Annotated in this window: 17 protein-coding genes; 8 read left to right on the forward strand and 9 right to left on the reverse strand. The window is 65.9% G+C overall.

Annotated elements, in window-relative coordinates; all coding sequences use genetic code 11:
* Positions 1 to 43: 43 nt before the first annotated feature.
* The 4 genes from H290_RS0115090 to H290_RS0115105 are packed head-to-tail and all read right to left on the reverse strand — an operon-like array spanning position 44 to position 3,067.
* Positions 44 to 706 carry an urease accessory protein UreF gene (locus H290_RS0115090; protein WP_051122059.1) on the reverse strand — a complete coding sequence of 221 codons (663 nt, stop codon included), beginning with the start codon at positions 704 to 706 and terminating at the stop codon, positions 44 to 46.
* Entirely contained in the window at positions 706 to 2,427 is a 1,722-nt protein-coding gene (locus H290_RS0115095; protein WP_020107653.1) for an urease subunit alpha, read from the reverse strand. The genes H290_RS0115090 and H290_RS0115095 overlap by 1 nt, the downstream gene beginning before the upstream one ends.
* The gene (locus tag H290_RS0115100) at positions 2,427 to 2,756 is read right to left on the reverse strand and encodes an urease subunit beta (RefSeq protein ID WP_020107654.1); all 330 of its coding nucleotides are present in this window, start codon (positions 2,754 to 2,756) and stop codon (positions 2,427 to 2,429) included. Before H290_RS0115100 ends, H290_RS0115095 begins: the two co-directional genes overlap by 1 nt.
* 8 nt (positions 2,757 to 2,764) lie before the next feature.
* Entirely contained in the window at positions 2,765 to 3,067 is a 303-nt protein-coding gene (locus H290_RS0115105) for an urease subunit gamma (protein WP_020107655.1), read from the reverse strand.
* Between the two features lie 303 nt (positions 3,068 to 3,370).
* Here H290_RS0115105 and H290_RS28660 point away from each other — a divergent pair, with 303 nt between their 5' ends.
* Positions 3,371 to 4,993, forward strand: a complete 1,623-nt coding sequence (locus tag H290_RS28660) for a class I SAM-dependent methyltransferase (protein WP_020107656.1) — start codon at positions 3,371 to 3,373, stop codon at positions 4,991 to 4,993.
* Between the two features lie 52 nt (positions 4,994 to 5,045).
* Here H290_RS28660 and H290_RS31980 read toward each other — a convergent pair whose 3' ends face one another.
* The 5 genes from H290_RS31980 to H290_RS0115130 all read right to left on the reverse strand — a co-directional run bounded on the left by H290_RS31980 (position 5,046) and on the right by H290_RS0115130 (position 11,056).
* Positions 5,046 to 8,045 carry a hypothetical protein gene (locus H290_RS31980; protein ID WP_020107657.1) on the reverse strand — a complete coding sequence of 1,000 codons (3,000 nt, stop codon included), beginning with the start codon at positions 8,043 to 8,045 and terminating at the stop codon, positions 5,046 to 5,048.
* A 185-nt stretch (positions 8,046 to 8,230) separates the two neighbouring features.
* Positions 8,231 to 8,629 (reverse strand): pirin-like C-terminal cupin domain-containing protein, encoded by a 399-nt coding sequence (locus tag H290_RS32030; RefSeq protein ID WP_020107658.1) that lies wholly within the window; start codon positions 8,627 to 8,629, stop codon positions 8,231 to 8,233.
* Positions 8,562 to 9,272 (reverse strand): pirin family protein, encoded by a 711-nt coding sequence (locus H290_RS28670; protein ID WP_369758825.1) that lies wholly within the window; start codon positions 9,270 to 9,272, stop codon positions 8,562 to 8,564. Before H290_RS28670 ends, H290_RS32030 begins: the two co-directional genes overlap by 68 nt.
* Positions 9,273 to 9,360: 88 nt before the next feature.
* On the reverse strand, positions 9,361 to 10,584 hold the full coding sequence (locus tag H290_RS0115125) for an aldolase/citrate lyase family protein (RefSeq protein ID WP_036519170.1): 1,224 nt from the start codon (positions 10,582 to 10,584) through the stop codon (positions 9,361 to 9,363).
* A gap of 40 nt (positions 10,585 to 10,624) precedes the next feature.
* Positions 10,625 to 11,056, reverse strand: coding sequence for a PaaI family thioesterase (locus H290_RS0115130; protein WP_020107660.1), 432 nt, complete (start codon positions 11,054 to 11,056; stop codon positions 10,625 to 10,627).
* A gap of 310 nt (positions 11,057 to 11,366) precedes the next feature.
* Between H290_RS0115130 and H290_RS0115135 the strand changes: the two genes are divergently transcribed.
* From H290_RS0115135 to H290_RS0115165, 7 genes are all read left to right on the forward strand, one after another.
* A complete protein-coding gene (locus H290_RS0115135) occupies positions 11,367 to 11,783 on the forward strand; it encodes a BlaI/MecI/CopY family transcriptional regulator (protein WP_028463225.1) in 417 nt (138 codons plus the stop codon).
* A 12-nt stretch (positions 11,784 to 11,795) separates the two neighbouring features.
* Positions 11,796 to 12,743, forward strand: a complete 948-nt coding sequence (locus H290_RS0115140) for a M56 family metallopeptidase (protein ID WP_020107662.1) — start codon at positions 11,796 to 11,798, stop codon at positions 12,741 to 12,743.
* A gap of 49 nt (positions 12,744 to 12,792) precedes the next feature.
* Positions 12,793 to 14,235 carry an NADP-dependent phosphogluconate dehydrogenase gene (gene gndA / locus H290_RS0115145; RefSeq protein WP_020107663.1) on the forward strand — a complete coding sequence of 481 codons (1,443 nt, stop codon included), beginning with the start codon at positions 12,793 to 12,795 and terminating at the stop codon, positions 14,233 to 14,235.
* 143 nt (positions 14,236 to 14,378) lie between these two features.
* Positions 14,379 to 15,821: a GuaB1 family IMP dehydrogenase-related protein gene (locus H290_RS0115150; RefSeq protein WP_020107664.1), complete on the forward strand. Its 1,443-nt coding sequence runs from the start codon at positions 14,379 to 14,381 to the stop codon at positions 15,819 to 15,821.
* Positions 15,822 to 15,937: 116 nt separating this feature from the next.
* Positions 15,938 to 17,329 carry a hemolysin family protein gene (locus H290_RS0115155; protein ID WP_020107665.1) on the forward strand — a complete coding sequence of 464 codons (1,392 nt, stop codon included), beginning with the start codon at positions 15,938 to 15,940 and terminating at the stop codon, positions 17,327 to 17,329.
* A complete protein-coding gene (locus H290_RS0115160) occupies positions 17,322 to 18,398 on the forward strand; it encodes a hemolysin family protein (protein ID WP_020107666.1) in 1,077 nt (358 codons plus the stop codon). Before H290_RS0115155 ends, H290_RS0115160 begins: the two co-directional genes overlap by 8 nt.
* A complete protein-coding gene (locus H290_RS0115165; protein ID WP_020107667.1) occupies positions 18,395 to 19,285 on the forward strand; it encodes a hypothetical protein in 891 nt (296 codons plus the stop codon). Before H290_RS0115160 ends, H290_RS0115165 begins: the two co-directional genes overlap by 4 nt.
* The last annotated feature ends 98 nt before the right edge of the window (positions 19,286 to 19,383 follow it).

The following is a 19,383-nucleotide window of genomic DNA, read 5'->3' on the forward strand; positions in this document are numbered from 1 at the left end:
GGGCTGTGTGCCAACGGTTCCGGCGCACAGAATCGGTCGGTGGTCATGATGCGAACAGCGGCATCGGCCGCAACTCATGCCTTTGAGCCAGTACATCAAGGAGTGGATCAGACAGGTCGGCCAACCCCTGCGCGGCCTCGGCGGCCGTCTGCTCGCACAGATCGGTCAGCTGCACACCCAGCAAGGCAACATCGCCGGGATCGAGGGCAAGCAGCCGCTGACCGGCGGTCGCGGAGCCGGTCATGGTTGTGTAGATGAGCACCATCGCACTCTCGTGGGGGTTCAATCCGGCCGCGCGCGCCACCGAACCGGTGACCACCGGCAGATGAGGACGCGCCGGATGGACGGCCCAATCCTGCTGTGGCCAAATCTTTTTGCCCAGACGCAGCATGCCGCGTCCCTGCGCCCGGGAGGCACGCCGGGCGGCGGCCGACGGTGTCCGCGCGTCGGCCTCGACCTCCGCTTCGGCAACGTCGATGGTTCCGGCGACCACGGCTGCCGTGATCGACGCCGCCACCAGCCCCGCCGTGCTGACCCGGCGTACGAGGAAGTCACGCAGAGCGTCGAGGTCGCGGACCGACCCCGAACTGATCGCCTCCTCGAGGCCTCCCGAGTGAACGTGTCCGCCCACCGGCAGTCGTGAATCGGCCAGCGTCAACAGCATCCCCAGATGCCTTGACGCCGAATAACTCTCGGATGCAGACATCAGAACATGAAGTATCGCTGCGCCATCGGCAACGACGTGGCGGGCTGCTGATCCCAGACCTCACCGTCGATGGTGACGGTGAACGTGTCGGGGTCTACGCGGATGTCGGGTTGCGCACTGTTGCCCGGCATGTCGGCCTTGCCGATGTGCCGGACATTCTTCACCGGTACCAGGCGCCGGTCCAGGCCGAGGCGCTCCGGCAGTCCGTCCTCGATCGCCTGTGGCGCAACAAAACTCAACGATGTGGCCGCCGCGACCTTGGGGGCCGCACCGAACATGGCCCGGGGCAGCACCGGTTGCGGCGTCGGGATCGATGCGTTGGCATCGCCCATCTGTGCCCACGCGATCGCGCCGCCCTTGATCACCGCATGCGGCCGGACCCCGAAGAACGCCGGCTCCCAGAGAACCAGATCGGCGAGCTTTCCGACCTCGATCGAACCGATCTCGTCGTCGAGTCCATGAGCGATGGCCGGACAGATCGTGTACTTGGCCACATAACGCTGTGCCCGCTGATTGTCCGCGGCGCCGTCCCCCGCCAAAGACCCACGCCGCGCCTTCATGACGTGCGCGGTCTGCCACGTCCGCAGGACGACCTCGCCGATTCGGCCCATCGCCTGGGCATCGGAACCGATCATCGAGATCGCACCCAGGTCGTGGAGCAGGTCCTCTGCAGCAATGGTCGACGGACGGATCCGGCTCTCCGCGAACGCAAGATCTTCGGGGACACTCGGATTCAGGTGATGGCAGACCATCAACATGTCGAGGTGCTCGTCGAGGGTGTTGACGGTGTGCGGCCGGGTCGGATTGGTGGAACTGGGCAGGACATTCGGGTAGGACGCGACCGTGATGATGTCCGGTGCGTGGCCGCCGCCGGCCCCTTCGGTGTGGTAGGCGTGGATGCCGCGCCCCGCGATCGCCTCGAGAGTTTGCTCAACAAATCCCGCTTCATTGAGGGTGTCGGAGTGCAGCGCCACCTGGACACCCGATTCGTCCGCGATCCGCAAGCAGGCATCGATTGCTGCCGGGGTACTGCCCCAGTCCTCGTGGAGCTTGAAACCCGAAGCGCCGGCGCGCAATTGCTCGCGCATCGACTCGAGGCTCACCGTGTTGCCCTTGCCGAGCAGGACGATGTTCAGTGGCCAGTGATCGGTCGCCGACAACATCGACGCCAGATGCCAGGCACCCGGCGTGACAGTCGTCGCCTTGCTGCCCTCGGCCGGTCCGGTGCCACCACCGATCAACGTGGTGATGCCATTGCCTAGTGCCTCATCCATGATCTGCGGACAGATGAAGTGGACGTGGCAGTCGATACCGCCGGCGGTGACGATCTTGCCGTTGCCGGCGATGATCTCGGTCGACGGACCGATCACGAGGTCGGGATGGACGCCGTCCATCGTGTCGGGGTTGCCGGCCTTGCCGAGGGCGACGATCCGGCCATCACGAATACCGAGGTCCGCCTTGATGATTCCCCAGTGATCCAGGATCACGACACCGGTGATGACGGTGTCGGGTGCGCCGTCGGCACGCGTCGCGCGCCCCTGCCCCATCGACTCCCGGATGACCTTGCCACCGCCGAAGACAGCTTCTTCGCCCGCACGCCCCGGACCACCCGCGCGATCCTCGGTGACCTCGATCAACAGGTTGGTGTCGGCCAGCCGGATCCGGTCACCTACCGTAGGGCCGTACAGCGACGCGTAACGCTCACGACTCAGTGATGCCATCAGGCGTCCAGCCTTCCTGGCGGGTTCGACGAGATCCCGTACACCTCGCGGGTACCGGCGATCGGAACGAGTTCGACAGTTGCCGACAGTCCGGGCTCAAAGCGCACCGCGGTCCCGGCGGGGATGTTCAGCCGGCGACCGAACGCGATGTCCCGATCGAAGTCGAGGGCGGCATTGGATTGGACGAAGTGCACGTGACTGCCGACCTGCACTGGCCGGTCGCCACTGTTGACAACCACCACCTCGATCACGTCAGCACCCTCGTTGAGGATGATCTCGCCTGGGGCGCAGAGTATTTCACCTGGTATCGGTTTGTGCTCAGCCATCATCGGTCCTGTCAGGAGATCGGATTGTGCACGGTCACGAGTTTGGTGCCGTCCGGGAACGTGGCCTCCACCTGCACGTCATGCAGCATCTCGGGAACACCGTCCATGACCTCGGCCCGCGTCAGGACCTCACGGCCCGACGACATCAACTCGGCGACCGACCGACCATCGCGAGCACCTTCGAGGATGTGGTCGGTGATGATCGCAACCGACTCGGGATGATTGAGCAACAGCCCGCGGCCCTGTCGCCGGCGGGCCAATTCGGCCGCGTACGAGATCATCAGTCGCTCTTGTTCATGCGGCGACAGACGCACGGTTCCTCCTCGATGGCACAGCCGACGGACAGTAGCGGTCCGATTCATACTGCCACGCAGCCCAAAGGGCGGCGCGTCGAACTGTGCATCTTCCACGCGGCGCGGCGACCCGCTGTGTGGTCGTCCCGCCGCACTGGCTTCGGTAGGTGTTGCCGAGATCGGCGACACTACCGTCGAGGAAGGCTGCGGTTGATAATCTGGCCCCGGCGACAGCGGGCGAACAGACTTGACTCCCGACCGGCGGAAAGGGCTTGATCATCGCCACCCTGCGAACACCGAGATCGGCGAACTCCGAGAAGAGCAATGGACGAAGCGGTTGACGGCTTGCGCGCCGACTACGACAAGGTGCCCTACGAATCGCATGCGTTTCCGCAGACGGCTCCAGGGCATATCGCGGCGATCGCCCATATCTTCGGGCTGGACGCACATGACGTCTCGAGCGCGCGCGTGCTCGAGATCGGATGCGCTGCCGGAGGCAACCTGATCCCATTCGCCGCGTCCCATCCCCTCGCGCGGGTAGTGGGCATCGACCTGTCGCAGATTCAGATCGAGCAGGGGCGCAGCAACATCCAACGGCTGGGCCTGCACAACCTCGAGTTGCTGCAGGGCGATATCGCCGCAATGGACCTGCCCGCGCTGGGTCAGTTCGATTACGTCATCTGCCACGGTGTCTACAGCTGGGTGCCGGAGAACGTGCAGGAGGCCATCCTGGCCGCCTTCCACACGTTGCTGGCACCAAAGGGTGTGGCGTACATCAGCTACAACGTCTACCCCGGATGGAAGGCGAAGGAGATCGTGCGGGACGCCATGTTGCTACGCGGGGGCGGCAGGGGTACCCCGCAGGAGAAATTGGGCTATGCGCGCGGCATGATCGACTTTCTGGAGGAGGTCGCCCCGGTCGACAGTGTGTTGGCCAGGGCACTGGCGGATTACCGGGCGGAACGCACGCACGTCAGGGATTACTACGTGCTACACGAGCAATTGGCGACGTTCAACTCGCCGTGCTACTTCCTCGAGTTCGGGAAACGGGCCGAGCCTCATCGACTGGCCTACCTGGCGGACGCCGCACCCCAGACCATGTTTGCAGTCAACTACGGCGAGAAGGTATCTGTTCCGTTACTCGAGGAATGCGGACACAGCCAGATACTGGTGGAGCAGTACCTCGATTTCGTGGTCAATCGCACGTTTCGCCAGTCGCTGCTGGTACACGGCGAACGCGGACCGCAGATCAGCTACAAACTGGACCGAACACGTTTCGGCCGTTTACATTTCGCTGCATGGCTGCCGCCGACCGGCGGGGAAACCCGACTCGATGACTCGGCCCAGGAATACGGTGAAACCGGGCGACCGCTGATCACGAGGGATCCAGGCGTCAAGGCTGCCGTCGACGCGCTCAGCGCACGCTGGCCGTGGACGCTGTCAAGGCATGAGTTGCTGGATGCGGTGCAGACGAGGCTGGGCACGACCGGGGTCGTTGCCGCCGTTGACCAGGAGTCGAAGATCGATGAACTGCTGGAGGCGTTGATCATTCGCGGGCTGGCGCGTTGCCGGCTCGAACCGGTGTTGCCGGAACCGGCGCGCAGCCCGCTACAACTGCCCGAGGCCATGAGGCGCATCGCGGAGGGGGTGCGTGGCGATGAGGACCCTTATATCTTCAACGTATGGCACGAGTCAGTGCTGCTTCCGCCGGTGGATCGCCATCTGCTGCCACTGCTGGACGGCACGCGAGATCGCGAGGCCCTGGTTCAGGAACTACTTCTCCTCCTCCGCAAGGACGTGATCCGGTTCCATCGCGATGGTAGACATCTGACTGAGGAGGCCGAATTACGTGATGCCGCAGGTGAATACGTCGATGCGACACCCCAGCGGCTGGAAGCGATGAAGTTGTTGCGCGCCGGCGACACCGAACTCCGCCAAACACCGTAGCGGCGTGGAGACCTCTGGGTGACACGTCTCGATTCCGGTGTGGGCGCTGCCGTTATTCGCGACCGTCGCGACCGTCGCTGCCATCGTTGCCGTCGGGGGTCCCGCCAAGGCCGCCGGTGCCACCGGTGCTCGTGCCGTTGAAGAAGGCGAGGCCTCGACCGCCGTCTCCACCCCTGCCGCCCCTCTGGTCGACGAGGCCGTTTCCGCCATTTCCGCCGTTTCCGCCGGTGGCGTCACCGGAAATAATGCTGACACCCCAGCCGCCAGTACCGCCGCCGGCGCCGTCGCCCGTGAACAGTCCACCGGTGCCGGTGCCGTTGCCGCCGGTCCCGCCGTCGCCCCCGGTGCTGGCGCCGGTGAGAACAAAGCTGAAGCCGCCTCTGCGGCCTGCCCCAGCGATAGGACCGGAACCGCCGGAACCGCCGTCGCCGCCGGCGCCTGTAGTGCCTGCAAAAACGGTGCCGCCGGTCCCGCCGATACCACCGATCGCGCTGGCGTCCCCGCCTGCCCCACCGTTGCCGCCGGTCCCCGAAACCAGGGTAAAGACCCAGCCACCGCGGCCGCCGGTACCGCCGACGACACCGCCGTCAGCGGCGTCCCCGCCGGAACCGCCTGTACCCGCAACGCCGGCGACCACGCTGCCACCGCCACCGCCGGACCCGCTGAACACGGGGCTCGCACCGCCCGTACCGCCCTTGCCGCCGGTACCGATAGCGACCGAGAACACCCAGCCACCACGACCGCCGGCGCCACCGACCAGACTGCCGCTACCGGCGTCGCCGCCGGCGCCACCGGCCCCGATTCCGAGAGCCACCGCGCGGCCACCGGTCCCGCCGCCACCGCCGAAGGCGCCACCGTCTCCGCCCTTTCCGCCACTGCCACCAAAAGCCACAATGGATGTGGGCAGGAACCGGTCGAGCTCGCCTGCTGAGCCGCCGCTGCCGCCGCGGCCACCGATCAGGGTGCCGCCACCACCGTCTCCGCCAGTACCCGCGGTGGTGATGAGACCACTGAGTTCCGGAAGACCGGGGATGGTGATGGGTAGACCGCCCAGGTCGACATTGCCGGTGCCGCCGGTACCGCCCGCGCCGCCGAACAGACCACCACCGCCAGTGCCACCCTTGGCGTCGCCGGTGTCGTCTCCCTTGGTCGCGGCTGTCACGGCGGCAAGGCCATCCAGCAGACTGGTGTAGGTCCTGTTACCGCCGTCACCGCCACCACCACCGCCCAGAGCGCCATTACCGCCGGCCGCACCGTTGCCGGCGGTGGCGGAGAAGCCGGTCGCGTCGCCGCCGTCACCGCCCCGGCCGCCGAACAGACCGCCGAACAGACCACTGCCGCCGACTCCGCCGACCGCGCCTGTGCCCTTGGGGCCAACAAACGTGAAGGTCCCTTCTCCGGTCGCGTTGCCGGCTCCGCCCGTACCGCCGTTGCCGCCGAATACGATGCCGGTGCCACCGGCGGCTCCAACGCCACCAGTGCCCGCAGCGCTGCCGGTTCCTTCGCCCCCGAGTCCGCCCCGGCCGCCGAACAGTTGACCGGCGCCGCCGAGTCCGCCGGCCCCGCCCGTGCCGGTGGGACCGGCGACGCTCGAAAGGCCTCCGGTGACAGGGCCGGTACCGGTACCGGTACCACCGCCGCCGCCGGTGCCGCCGAAGCCCCCGAAGCTCGTTGTACCTCCGCCTCCGCCGGCTCCGCCGAAGCCTTCGAACTGGCTCGTTCCGTCACCGCCGGCACCACCGGCGCCGCCGCTACCGATGATGGGCCCGCCCACGCCGCCCAGGCCGCCGCCGCCACCGGTGCCGGGCGCGTTCTTGGACACGGTGATTCCCCCGCCGCCCCCACCGCCGCCACCGCCCGTGCCGACTAGGCCGCTATTGCCGCCGTTGCCGGCGAGGCCGCCGAGTGCGGGCCCCGCTGCGATGGTCTCGCTGGTAGAGGGCAGCCCTGGAATTGTGGTGGTGATGGTTTGCCCGACTTGATTCCCTTTGCTGTTGTAAGTCTTCGTGACCGTGACGGTGTCGGTTTTGACGCTGGTAGTGGAAAGGGCGCCGTTGTTGACACCGTTGCCGCCGCCACCGCCGTCACCGCCGCCACCGGAGAGGAAGCCGCCTGCGCCGCCTCCACCGCCCGCCCCACCTGTGCCGAACTCGACGGCCGACACCGTGGTTCCGTCGCCGCCCGCCCCGCCGGCGCCGCCCTTGCCCAGTCCGAAACCGAAGAGTGCGACTGTCCCGCCTGTGCCGCCGGCGCCGCCAGTGGCAATGCCTGCATTCGGGCCGGTGGCCGTGGTGGTGGTGACAGGTGTGCTGTCGATTTTGGTGGTCAGCCCAAAAATGGGACCGACTGTGCTGGTGGTGGTGTCCCCCTTGCTGACGACAGTGGTTGTAACAGGGTCCCCACCGGTGGAGATGGCGTTTCCGCCCACGCCGGCTGCCCCTCCGCCGCCGCCGAAAAAGCCGCCCGTACCGCCGCCACCGCCGCCGCCGCCGGTCGCGTCGCCCTCAACACTGGTGGCGTCGCCGCCGCTGCCGCCTTGGCCGCCGGACCCGAACAGCAGGCCGCCGCTCCCGCCTGCTCCACCGTCATCACCGACCGCTGCCTCAGTACCTGTGGTGATGACCGCGCCGGCATCGCCACCGGCGCCACCCTTGCCGTAGAGCCCGGCGTCGCCGCCTGCGCCGCCATTGGCGCCATCGCCGCCGTCGCCCCAGAGCAGCCCGCCGTCGCCGCCGTTGCAGGCATCGCCGGTGCAGTCGGGGGCGGCGTCGATGCCGTCGCCGATGAGACCGAAACTGGGGCCGATCAGGTCGGAGGAGCCGGAGCCGGACGAGCCGGGGTCAAGTGCAGCCTGCGCGTTGATGAAACCCTCGACAGCGGTGCCGATGTCGCTGTTGATCCACACGTTGTAGATCGCAGTCGGGTCGATGATCCCGGTGGGGCCAGGCGTTACAGGACCGACGGCCGGGGTGGGGCCGGGCGCTGGCGAACCTGTATCGGCCGACGCCACACCACACGAAATGAGGAACGCAGCACCCGCCCCCAGTGCCACTCCCAATCCGCCCCTCACCACATACCGAACTCGCACTGCGGACTCCCGACGTCGGCGAATGAGGACCTCAGCGGATCGTATACCCGTTTAATTCAAGTCGTCGGAATTCTTTCAATTTTCGTAAGGCAGATTCTTTTCAATATTCGTAGAAAAGCTAAAGAATGCCACAGGGGCAGTCAGTTGGGTCAGAAGGCTTGGGGTTCGGGACGTTCCAGCCGCCCGTCGGTATGCCGCGCAAACCGGGTTTCGGATTTCGGGTGGACAACATCTGTCCGGTCCCAGGGCCAGCCACCGAATTGTGTTCGCTGGTAATCGTCGTAGGTCTCGACGATTTCCTCACGAGTGTTCATCACGAACGGACCGTGCTGCGCCACCGGCTCACCGATGGGCACCGCCTGCAACAACAACAGCCGGGCGGAGGAGTCATCTGTCTCGACAACAGTTGTGCCGGGCGATGTTTGCGCATATCCGACACCGTCGGCCACGTCGTTTCCGTCGATGACCGCCGCAGAGTCGTCACCGTAGACGTAAAGGACCCGACGTGCGTCGCCGCGCGTCGCGGCCGGGAGTTTCAACCCGGGCATGTGGGTCGAGATCTAGCATCCACACCGCAACGTCCGACTCCGTCCGCGACGCCCACGAACTCGACGGCGCTGCAAGAGGTTCGGTGTCCCCGAACCGACCGGCGATGACCTTGATCCGCGCTTTGCCGCCGTCCGGTCCGGTCACTTCCACGACGGGAATGTCCTCATTCCACAGCATTGTGAATTCGGGCGCGGCTTTCTTGTCGACGGCAGCGAGGTTGAGCCAGATCTGAAAAAGCTCAAAGGGGTTGTCGTGGTCCTCGTCGAGCAGCGGGAACATCTCCGAGTGCGACACGCCGTTGCCGGCCGTCAGCCATTGGACGTCGCCCACGCCGTAGCGGGCCGCCGCACCGGTGGAGTCGGCGTGATCGACAAACCCCCGCGTGACGATGGTGATCGTCTCGAAACCCCGATGCGGGTGCGCGGGGAATCCGGGCACGCTCTGGCCGTGATACATGCTCCAACCCTCGGGATTGCCGAAGTCGCTGCCCAATGCGTGGCCGGCGAGCGACGCATCCGGCGTCATCTCCGCCGTGGCCTTCGGATAGTTGTCGACGTGACGGGTCGCAAAGAGGAAGGGTGCCAACGCTTGCCAGGGACGGTCGAGTTGAAAGGTCTGACCGGAACCGCTCTGTGTGCGCATCATGCTCTCCATTCGAATTGCAGAAGGTGTCTCGCGTCGCAGCAATGCATCGACGCCATCAGGACTCCTCTCCGACATAGTGTGCGGCTCAGCGCAGCACGCCGCCGCTTCCCCGCAGTGCGACCAGCGCGTCGGCCGAGCACTGTGAGCCGACCGCAAGAACGTCGGCTTCGGTGAAGGCTCCGGCGGCAAGCCCACGCAAGATCACCAGAGCGAGAGACTGCGCTGTCGCGGGTTCGTCGATGAACTCGGAGCTCTGGCGGTCGAAATAGGCCTGCAGGCGCGTCGCGGCGGGTGGCATCGCCTGACGGAAAAATGAGAAGACCGCGAGCCATCGGGTCACCAGGTGACCGGGGTGCATATCCCAGCCCTGGTAGATGCCCTGTTCCAGACTGCGGGTCACGAGGCGGTGATGCCGGCGTAGAGCCGCGTCGATCACCTCCGGCGAACCGACGGGCGCGACCTGGGTGGAGCCATCGGAAATCCATACACCCGTCTGAGCCGCGGCCACCAACATGACCGCCTTGGCATGATCGGCGACTGGATGTTCCAGCGACTGCTGGGCCGAGACGATCCCACAGGCCGCGCTGTAGTCGTAAGTCCCGTAGTGCAATCCGGTCAACCGCTCGCCACCTCGGTGGATCGCGTCTGCCACGGTCGCCCGGCCGTCGGCACCCAGGACCGCCTGCGGACTTTCGATCTGCAACTCGAACCGGAGAAGGCCGGTGGGCAGCCCGTGCGCCCGCTCGAGTTCGTCACAGATCATCAGGACGGCATCGACCTGCGTCGCGTGCCGCAACTTCGGCACGGTGAAAACAAATCCCGACGGAACACCGCCGGCGCCGTCGAGGACGAGCTCGAGAGACCGGAGGCCACGGGCCCGCTCGGCCGCACCGAGGCCCTTGCATCGCACACCGAAGACCCGGGGTGCGGCGTCTCCCGCAGCTGCCCAGCGCGCGAGCGTTTGTCCCGCAGCGCTGGCATGCCGGTCCTCGACCTCATCGGACCGCCACCCGTAACCGTCCTCGAGGTCGATGCGCAGATCCTCGATCGGCCGGACCGCCAGCCGGTCGAGCACCAGCGGCAGGACGCGCCCGCCATCGAGATCGTCCAGTGTCTGCTGCGCACTCTCGGCGATCCGGAGTGACTCCAGCCCCCATGCCGCGGGGGTGTCGACATCAGCGTCCGACGCACTGACGTAGACGGTGTGAACCGGCTGCTGCTGGGTGCGGTCGCCGGGAAAGTCCCGATCCAGTTCGGCATCGACCGCGGCGAGCACCGCATCGATGCGTTCGCGCGCCGGCAGTGACATCCCGATGTGGTCCGGCCGGCTCCCCTCGGAGGTGGTCACGTCAACCTTCGGTGATGTTCTGGAGCCGGACCCGCCCCTGCGCGATCAGCTTGCCGTTCTCATCGGCGATGTCCACTTCCCACAACTGCTGGCGCCGGCCCCGGTGGATGGGCTTCGACTGCGCGACCATCTCACCGGTTGTGACCGCACGCAAGAAGTCGGTGCTGTTGTTGACGCCGACGACGTGGCCCTGCGCGGAGACATTCGCATTGAGCCACACCTGCCCCGACATGCTCGCCACGGATTCGATGACAGCGCAATAGACACCCCCGTGGACGATGCCGAACGGCTGCAGCAGCTTGTCGGTGATCGTGAACCTCGCCGAAACGCCGTCCGTGGTCGCCGCGTCGTACGACAGACCGATTTCGGAATCGAACCCTCGGGCCGTCCAGGTAGTCGGATCAAACGAGCTGAAATCGGTTGACTCGGTCACCGACAGGCCTCCTCTACGACGGGCCACACTTCGACGACGTGGCGTTGCAGCCAGTTTGTCAAAGTTTGGGTTCGGCCGTGCCGGAGGGTTCTTCGCCGGATCGAATCGAGCAGATCATGCCCAGAAAACTCAGCAGGCCCCACCTGGAAGGTGGGGCCTGCCGTGGCGTGGACCGGGGGTCTCTGCAGCCCTCAGGACTCTCGCGCGGTCCTCGTACTAAGAATGTAGGCTAGCCTTACCATGGTGTCAACCGTCACGGAGAAAAATAATCACGATGCGCGTTGAGCTACTTGATGAGAAGAAAAGTAAAGTGAGAAGAATGAACGGCTTGGGTGAACTCGAGCGCGTCGTGATGGACAATTTATGGTCCTCCGACGAGCCTCAAACGGTGCGACAGGTACACGCCGCGGTCTCTGCCAACCGCGAGTTGGCCTACACGACGGTGATGACGGTGCTGCAGCGTCTGGCCAAGAAGCATCTGGTCACGCAAATTCGCGACGATCGCGCGCACCGCTACTCCGCGACGCATCCACGAGAGCACCTCGTTGCCAGCCTGATGGTCGATGCGCTCAGCGAAGCCGACGAAGCAGGTTCACGACAGGCGGCACTTGTATCCTTTGTGGGACGAGTCGGCGCCGACGAAGCAGCGGCGTTGCGACGCGCCCTCGATGAACTGGAATCGGCTCGTGGAACCACCCGCGAGCCTCACCGCATCAATGAGCCTTAGGAACACCTTGCCGTGACCGCGTTTGTGTTCGGGATCGTCGCTGTGATCCTGGTATGGCCGGCCCCGAGCTGGCTGGCCAGTGCCCAGTGGCCACTTCGGGCACCCCGCGCCGCCATGGCCCTGTGGCAATCGATCGCTCTCGCGGCCGTGCTGTCGGCGTTCAGCTGCGGGCTGTCCATCGCCTCCAACATGCTGACCCTCGACGAACAGGGTCGCCCCGTCGCCAACCCGCTCGAAGAAGTGGCCACTCTGGGTATCGTGCGCTGGACCGCGTACATCACGGTCTTTCTGCTGACCCTCTTTGTCGGTGCTCGCCTCATCTACAGCGTGATTCGCGTCTCAATGCGCACCCGGGCCCGCCGGTCGGCCCATCGTCAGCTGGTCGACCTCCTCGACCGGATGGACAGGTCCGCGCCCGACAGCCCGCTGAGCGCCCGCGATGTTCGCATGCTCGAGGTCGATCAGCCGATGGCCTACTGTTTGCCCGGCCTCCGTCAGCGGGTTGTGCTGAGTGAGGGCACTGTGGCACGTCTGACCCGCGACGAGCTCGAAGCCGTCATCAGTCATGAACGTGCACATCTGCGAGCCCGCCATGACCTGATCCTCGAAGCGTTCATCGCAGTCCACGACGCATTCCCACGGTTTGTCCGCAGCCGGTCGGCCCTGGGTGCGGTGCAGCTGCTGGTGGAGTTGCTCGCCGACGACACCGCCATCCGAACCAGCGGCCGAACCCACCTCGGCCGGGCACTCGTCGCCTGCGCAGATTCCGTGGCTCCCAGCGGTGCCATGGCAATCGGTGGGCCGAGCACACTCGCGCGGGTCAAACGCCTCTCGGACACCCGGCCGACGATGCTGATCTCGACACTGGCCTATACCGCCGCCGCCGCGATCCTGGTCATCCCGACCCTCGCCGTCGCAATCCCCTGGCTCAACGAACTCCATCGCCTGATCAGCACCTGACACCGACCTCCGAACTTCGTCATCTCTACCCACGTCATATGGTGTAGCAATGACTGATTCAGCTGCTCGCGCCCAGATCGGAGTCACCGGACTTGCGGTGATGGGTTCCAACATCGCCCGCAACTTCGCCCGTCACGGTCACACCGTGGCCCTACACAACCGCAGCATCGCGAAAACCGATGCGCTCGTCGAGAAGTACGGCACCGAAGGTGATTTCGTCCGCACCGAGACGATGGCCGAGTTCGTCGGCGCGCTGCAGAAGCCGCGCCGCGTGCTGATCATGGTCAAGGCCGGCGATCCCACCGATGCCGTGATCGAAGAGCTCGCCGACCTGATGGAAACCGGCGACATCATCATCGATGGTGGTAACTCGCTCTACACCGACACCATCCGACGCGAAGCCGCCATGTCCAAGCGCGGCCTGAACTTCGTCGGCGCCGGCATCTCCGGTGGCGAGGAAGGCGCGCTCAACGGCCCGTCGATCATGCCGGGTGGACCGGTCGAGTCGTACAAGTCGCTCGGACCGCTCCTCGAATCGATTTCTGCCCACGTCGACGGCGAACCCTGCTGTACCCACATCGGGCCCGACGGCTCGGGCCACTTCGTAAAGATGGTCCACAACGGCATCGAATACGCCGACATGCAGCTCATCGGCGAGGCCTACGACCTCATGCGCAAAGCGCTCGACATGCCGGTCAGCGAAATCGCCGACGTCTTCCGCGAGTGGAACTCCGGTGACCTCGACAGCTACCTCGTCGAGATCACCGCGGAGGTGCTCAGCCAGGTCGATGCCGAAACCGGCAAGCCGCTGGTCGACGTCATCGTCGACGCCGCCGGTCAGAAGGGCACCGGCCGCTGGACCGTGAAGTCGGCACTCGATCTGGGTATCCCGACCACCGGTATCGCCGAGGCCGTCTTCGCGCGGGCCCTGTCGAGCGCGACCGACCAGCGCAAGCAGGCGCAGGGACTGGCCTCGGGAACCCTCGCCGCCTCCCCCACCGACAAGGCGAAGTTCGTCGACGCCATCAACAAGGCGCTCTATGCCTCGAAGGTTGTCGCCTACGCCCAGGGGTTCGATCAGATCGCCGCGGGCAGCAACGAATACGGCTGGAATGTGCACCCAGGCGACCTCGCCACCATCTGGCGCGGCGGCTGCATCATCCGGGCCAAGTTCCTCAACCGCATCCGCGAGGCCTACGCCGAGAACCCGGAGCTCCCCAGCCTGCTGCTGGCCCCGTATTTCCGCGCCGCCGTCGAGAACGCCGTCGACAGCTGGCGTGAGGTCGTCGCCACCGCGACCACCATGGGCATCCCGGTCCCGGCCTTCTCCTCGTCGCTGTCGTACTACGACGCCCTGCGCGCCGAGCGACTGCCCGCCGCCCTGACCCAGGGACTGCGCGACTTCTTCGGTGCGCACACCTACCAGCGCGTCGACAAAGAAGGTGCTTTCCACACTCTCTGGAGCGAAGGCCGCACCGAAGTCCAGGCCTGACCTTCCACCGGCGGGCTGCGCCTTGCGGCCAATGCCCGCTTCTGCGAAGACGCTCCACAAGAACTTTGTGGAGCGTCTTTCGTATTGGGTGGCGCGTTTACCGTTTTGTCTCCTGATCTCGCCGACGAGTAGTATCGACCTACGTGCGATTCCTCGATGATCATTTCCCGAGCCAAGACCTGACCTACGACGACGTATTTCTGGTGCCTGGTCGCACCGACGTCACATCTCGTTTCGACGTCGATCTCTCATCCGCCGACGGCTCCGGCACAACTATTCCGCTGGTCGTTGCCAACATGACGGCTGTGGCCGGACGTCGGATGGCCGAAACGGTGGCCCGCCGGGGCGGCCTGGTGGTGCTCCCGCAGGACCTGCCGATCACCGCTGCCGCCGAGATGATCGCGTTTGTCAAAGGACGCCACCTCGTCGCAGACACCCCCGTTGTCCTCGGTGGAGAGGCAGCTGTCTCCGATGCCGTGGCGTTGCTGCCCAAGCGCGCCCACGGTGCCCTGGTAGTGCTCGATTCCGATGCCGCGACCCCGATCGGCGTGGTCACCGAAGCCGCGTGCGCAGACGTCGACCGGTTCGCCCGGCTGACCGAGGTCCTCGACCCCGACTTCGTGTCGGCCCCGGTCGGCACACCTGCACGTGAGCTGTTCGAACTGCTCGATGGCACGCACGCCGACCTCGCGGTCCTGACCGAAGCCGACGGTTCACTCGCGGGCGTGCTGACCCGGGTCGGAGCAGTCCGCGCCGGTATCTACCAACCCAACCTCGACGCGAACGGCCGGTTGCGGGTCGCCGCTGCGGTCGGCGTCAACGGTGACGCCCGCGGCAAGGCGATCGCGCTGGTGCAGGCCGGCGCCGACCTGATCGTCGTCGACACCGCGCACGGACATCAGGAGAAGATGCTCGCGGTCCTCGAGCAGATCGCCGATGCCAACCTCGGGGTTCCGATCTGCGCGGGCAACGTGGTGTCGGCGCAGGGCACCCGGGACCTGATCTCCGCCGGTGCCGACATCGTCAAGGTCGGTGTCGGGCCGGGCGCGATGTGTACCACCCGCATGATGACCGGCGTGGGCCGTCCGCAGTTCTCGGCGGTTGCCGAATGTGCCGCTGCGGCAAAGGAATCGAACGCCCATGTCTGGGCCGACGGTGGTGTGCGACATCCGCGCGATGTCGCCCTCGCCGTGGCCGCCGGAGCCTCGAATGTGATGGTCGGTTCGTGGTTCGCCGGTACCTACGAAAGTCCGGGCGACCTGAAGTGGGACCGGGCGGGTAAGCCGTACAAGGAAAGCTTCGGGATGGCCTCGAAGCGGGCGGTCGCCGCGCGTACCGCGACCGACAGCTCTTTCGACCGCGCCCGTAAAGCATTGTTCGAAGAAGGTATCTCGTCGTCGCGCATCGCCCTGGACCCTGAACGGCCGGGCGTCGAGGACCTGATCGACCACATTTGTTCGGGCGTTCGGTCCACCGCGACGTACGTCGGCGCGCGATCACTCGAGGAACTGCACGAGAAAGCGATCCTGGGTGTGCAGTCCGCCGCGGGCTTCGCCGAAGGACGCCCGCTACCAACCGGCTGGTAACCCGATACGATCGACCCAACATCCCAGGCGACATCCCCTCGCCTGATTCCCCTGAACATGGAGGCTGGATTGGTGCCCATGGCACCTCAAGACGTCACCCACTGTGGTGATCGTTGATGCAAGCACTGATTCTGATCGGCAGTCTGCTCGGCTTCATCGCCCTCACATTGGGCACCGCGCTATTTGTCGCGGCCGAATTCTCTCTCACGGCGCTCGAACGGTCCACCGTCGAGAACGACGTCCGGACCAGGGACGATATACGTTCACACCAGGTCAGCCGGGCCCACAAAACACTGTCATTCCAGCTCTCGGGTGCTCAGCTCGGAATCACCATCACGACCCTGGTCACCGGCTACATCGCCGAACCGGTGCTGGCGCAGCTGTTCGAGCCGATGTTTGACGCCCTCGGTGTCCCCGACAGCGCAGCCTCGGCGATCTCATTGATCCTCGCGCTGGTCATCGCCACCTCGCTGTCGATGGTGCTCGGTGAGCTCATCCCCAAGAACCTGGCGATCTCCAAACCGCTTCCGACCGCACGCGCCACCGCCGGAACCATGAGCATGTTCTCGGCGACGTTCCGATGGTTGATCAACGCACTCAACGGCACCGCCAACTGGGTGGTCCGTCGAATGGGGGTCGAGCCTGCCGAAGAATTGCGGTCGGCTCGATCACCCCAGGAACTCGGATCTCTGGTGCGCAATTCCGCACGTCAGGGAGCGCTCGACCCGGGGACCGCGGCACTGGTGGATCGATCGTTGCAGTTCGGGACACTCACGGCGGAAGACCTGATGACGCCACGTGTCACCGTCGAATCCCTCGACATCCACGACACCGTGCGCGATCTGATCCTGGCGTCGTCGCGGACGGGCTACTCCCGGTTCCCGGTTCTCGACGGCGGCGACCTCGACAACATCAGCGGTGTCGTCCACGTCAAACAGGCGTTCACCGTCCCGATGTCGCAGCGCAGCACCACCGAACTGCACACACTCGCCCGCTCGGTCTCGGTTGTCCCGGCCAGCCTCGACGGTGATGCCCTGATGGAACAGATCCGCGCCGACGGCCTACAGGTTGTCGTGGTCGTCGACGAGTACGGCGGCACTGCCGGGATCGTCACCACCGAGGACCTCATCGAGGAGATCGTCGGCGATGTCACCGACGAACACGATGACGAACAGGCCGACGTCCAGCAAGACGGCGACGGCTACCTCCTCAACGGGTTGCTGCGTATCGACGAACTCCTCGAGGCGATCGGCTATCGCGCCCCCGAGGGCCAATACGACACCCTTGGTGGTCTCCTGATGTTCGAACTCGGCCGGATCGCCCGCGAAGGTGACATCGTCGATCTGCCGGTCCGCTATTCCGGTGCCGACGACGAGGACGACTCCTCCGACGACGTGCCCGAACAACGTTGGCGTGCCCGGGTGGTTCGGATGGACGGACGCCGGATCGACGCCGTGGCCCTGATTCCGCAACCCGGATCCGACGACGCGGAGGCCACCGATGGGTGACCTGTGGGGCGTGGTGCTCGCGGTGTTGTTGCTCGCCGGCAACGCCTTTTTCGTCGCCGCCGAGTTCTCCCTGATCTCGGCTCGCCGCGACCGTCTGGAAGCTCTGGAACACCAGGGCAAGCGCCGGGCCCGCACGGTCATCGAAGCCGGCGAGCACCTATCGCTGATGCTGGCCGCGGCGCAGCTCGGCATCACCATCTGTTCGATCCTGCTGGGCCGGGTCGGCGAACCGGCGATCGCCCACCTGATCGAGAAGCCGCTGGAACTCGCGCACGTCCCCCACGAACTTCTGCATCCGATCTCGTTTACCCTGGCGCTGTCGCTGGTCGTGGTGCTCCACATTCTGCTCGGCGAGATGGTCCCCAAGAATCTCGCGCTGGCCGGCCCGGAGCGATCGGCCATGCTCCTGGTCCCGACACATCTCCTGTTCATCAAGCTCGCGCGGCCGGTGATCGCGTTCTACAACTTGATGGCCAATCTGTCGTTGCGACTGCTGCGGGTCGAACCGAAAGACGAACTCGACTCGACGGTCTCGGCCAATGAACTCGCGCAGATGCTCGGCGAATCCCGGCGCGAAGGCCTGATCGACGAAGAGGAACACACGCGCCTCACCCGCGCCCTCCAGACATCGGGCCGGACCGTGCTCGAGGTCGCGATACCGCTCACCTCGCTCCGCAGCGTCCAGGTCACCGCCGACCCGGTGACCGGCCGCGTCGGCCCGACGCTCGGTTCGATCGAGCAGGCCGTCATCGACACCGGGTTCAGTCGCTACCCGGTCCGTGGCACCGATGGCACCTACACCGGGTATCTGCATCTGAAGGACGTTCTCGACGAGATCCTCGACGAGGCCGTGGGCCCCGACAGCATCATCGGTGTCGACAAGATCCACCCGCTACCCGTCCTCGCCGACACCACCGCGCTCGACGAGGCCACCAACGCCATGCGCCGCACCAGCTCGCATCTGGCCGCGGTGGTCGACCTCAACGGCCGCACGGTTGCCGTGGTTGCGCTCGAAGACCTGGTCGAGGAATTCGTGGGGACGGTGCGCGACGAAACCCACCGCGTATGACGTCCCCCGGTGCGCTCGTGGACCGACTCGTCGAGTCGGAGTGGCAGGGCGCGGCGACGGAGCATCACCGGCGGATCGATGAACTCCTGCAACGCCATCCGCCCCGGTACACCCACCCCGATGCCGGTGATGTGGTGCATCCGGTGTGGGGTTTCCTGTTCACCTACTACAGCTTTCGGCCGGCGCAGCTGCGGCGCTGGCATCCCGGATACGGGGTCGGATTACAGGGTGCGGCCGCCCGGCGCTATCTCGACTACCGGGGATATGTTCGCAGCGGTCAACTGGTGACCGTCGGCCGCGACCACCTCGACAAACGCCGCGACACCCTCGACTACATCATCGATCTGCTCGAGGCCACCGCGGGCCGGCCTCCTCGACTGAACTGTTTTGGGATGCACGAGTGGGCGATGGTCTTTCAGGCATCACCCGAGCAGATCCGTCACGCCGGTGTGCCACTGCGCCTGAGCCCCGCCGAGACCGACGACGTGGTCCGGTCCCAGCCACCGCGCTGCACCCACTTCGATGCCTTCCGGTTCTTCACTCAGCCGGCGCGGCCGTTGAATCTCACCGTGCTGGATCGCGATTCGCAGCCGGAGTTCGAACAACCGGGCTGCTTGCACGCCGGCATGGACCTCTACAAATGGGCGTACAAACTGGCACCGCTGCTGCCGTCGGAATTGATTGCCGACGCCTTCGACCTGGCACTGCAACACCGTGAGATCGACATGCGGGCCAGCCCGTACGACCTGTCCGGGTTCGGACTGGCACCGATCGCGATCGAGGGGCCGACGGGTCGGGCCGAATATGTCCGGATGCAGTCGGAGTTGGGCCGCCGCGCTCAGTCCCTACGGACCGAACTCATCGACCGATGCCGCCGCCTGCCCTGACGGTCAACCGGCACCTGACCTGGCGGACAGGTAGACCCTTCCCCGGCTGACCCCGCTACCTACCCCCGAGTAACATAGGTGGCATCAGTGCCCTTGAT

Source organism: Nocardia sp. 348MFTsu5.1, assembly GCF_000383535.1.
Lineage (GTDB): Bacteria > Actinomycetota > Actinomycetes > Mycobacteriales > Mycobacteriaceae > Williamsia > Williamsia faeni.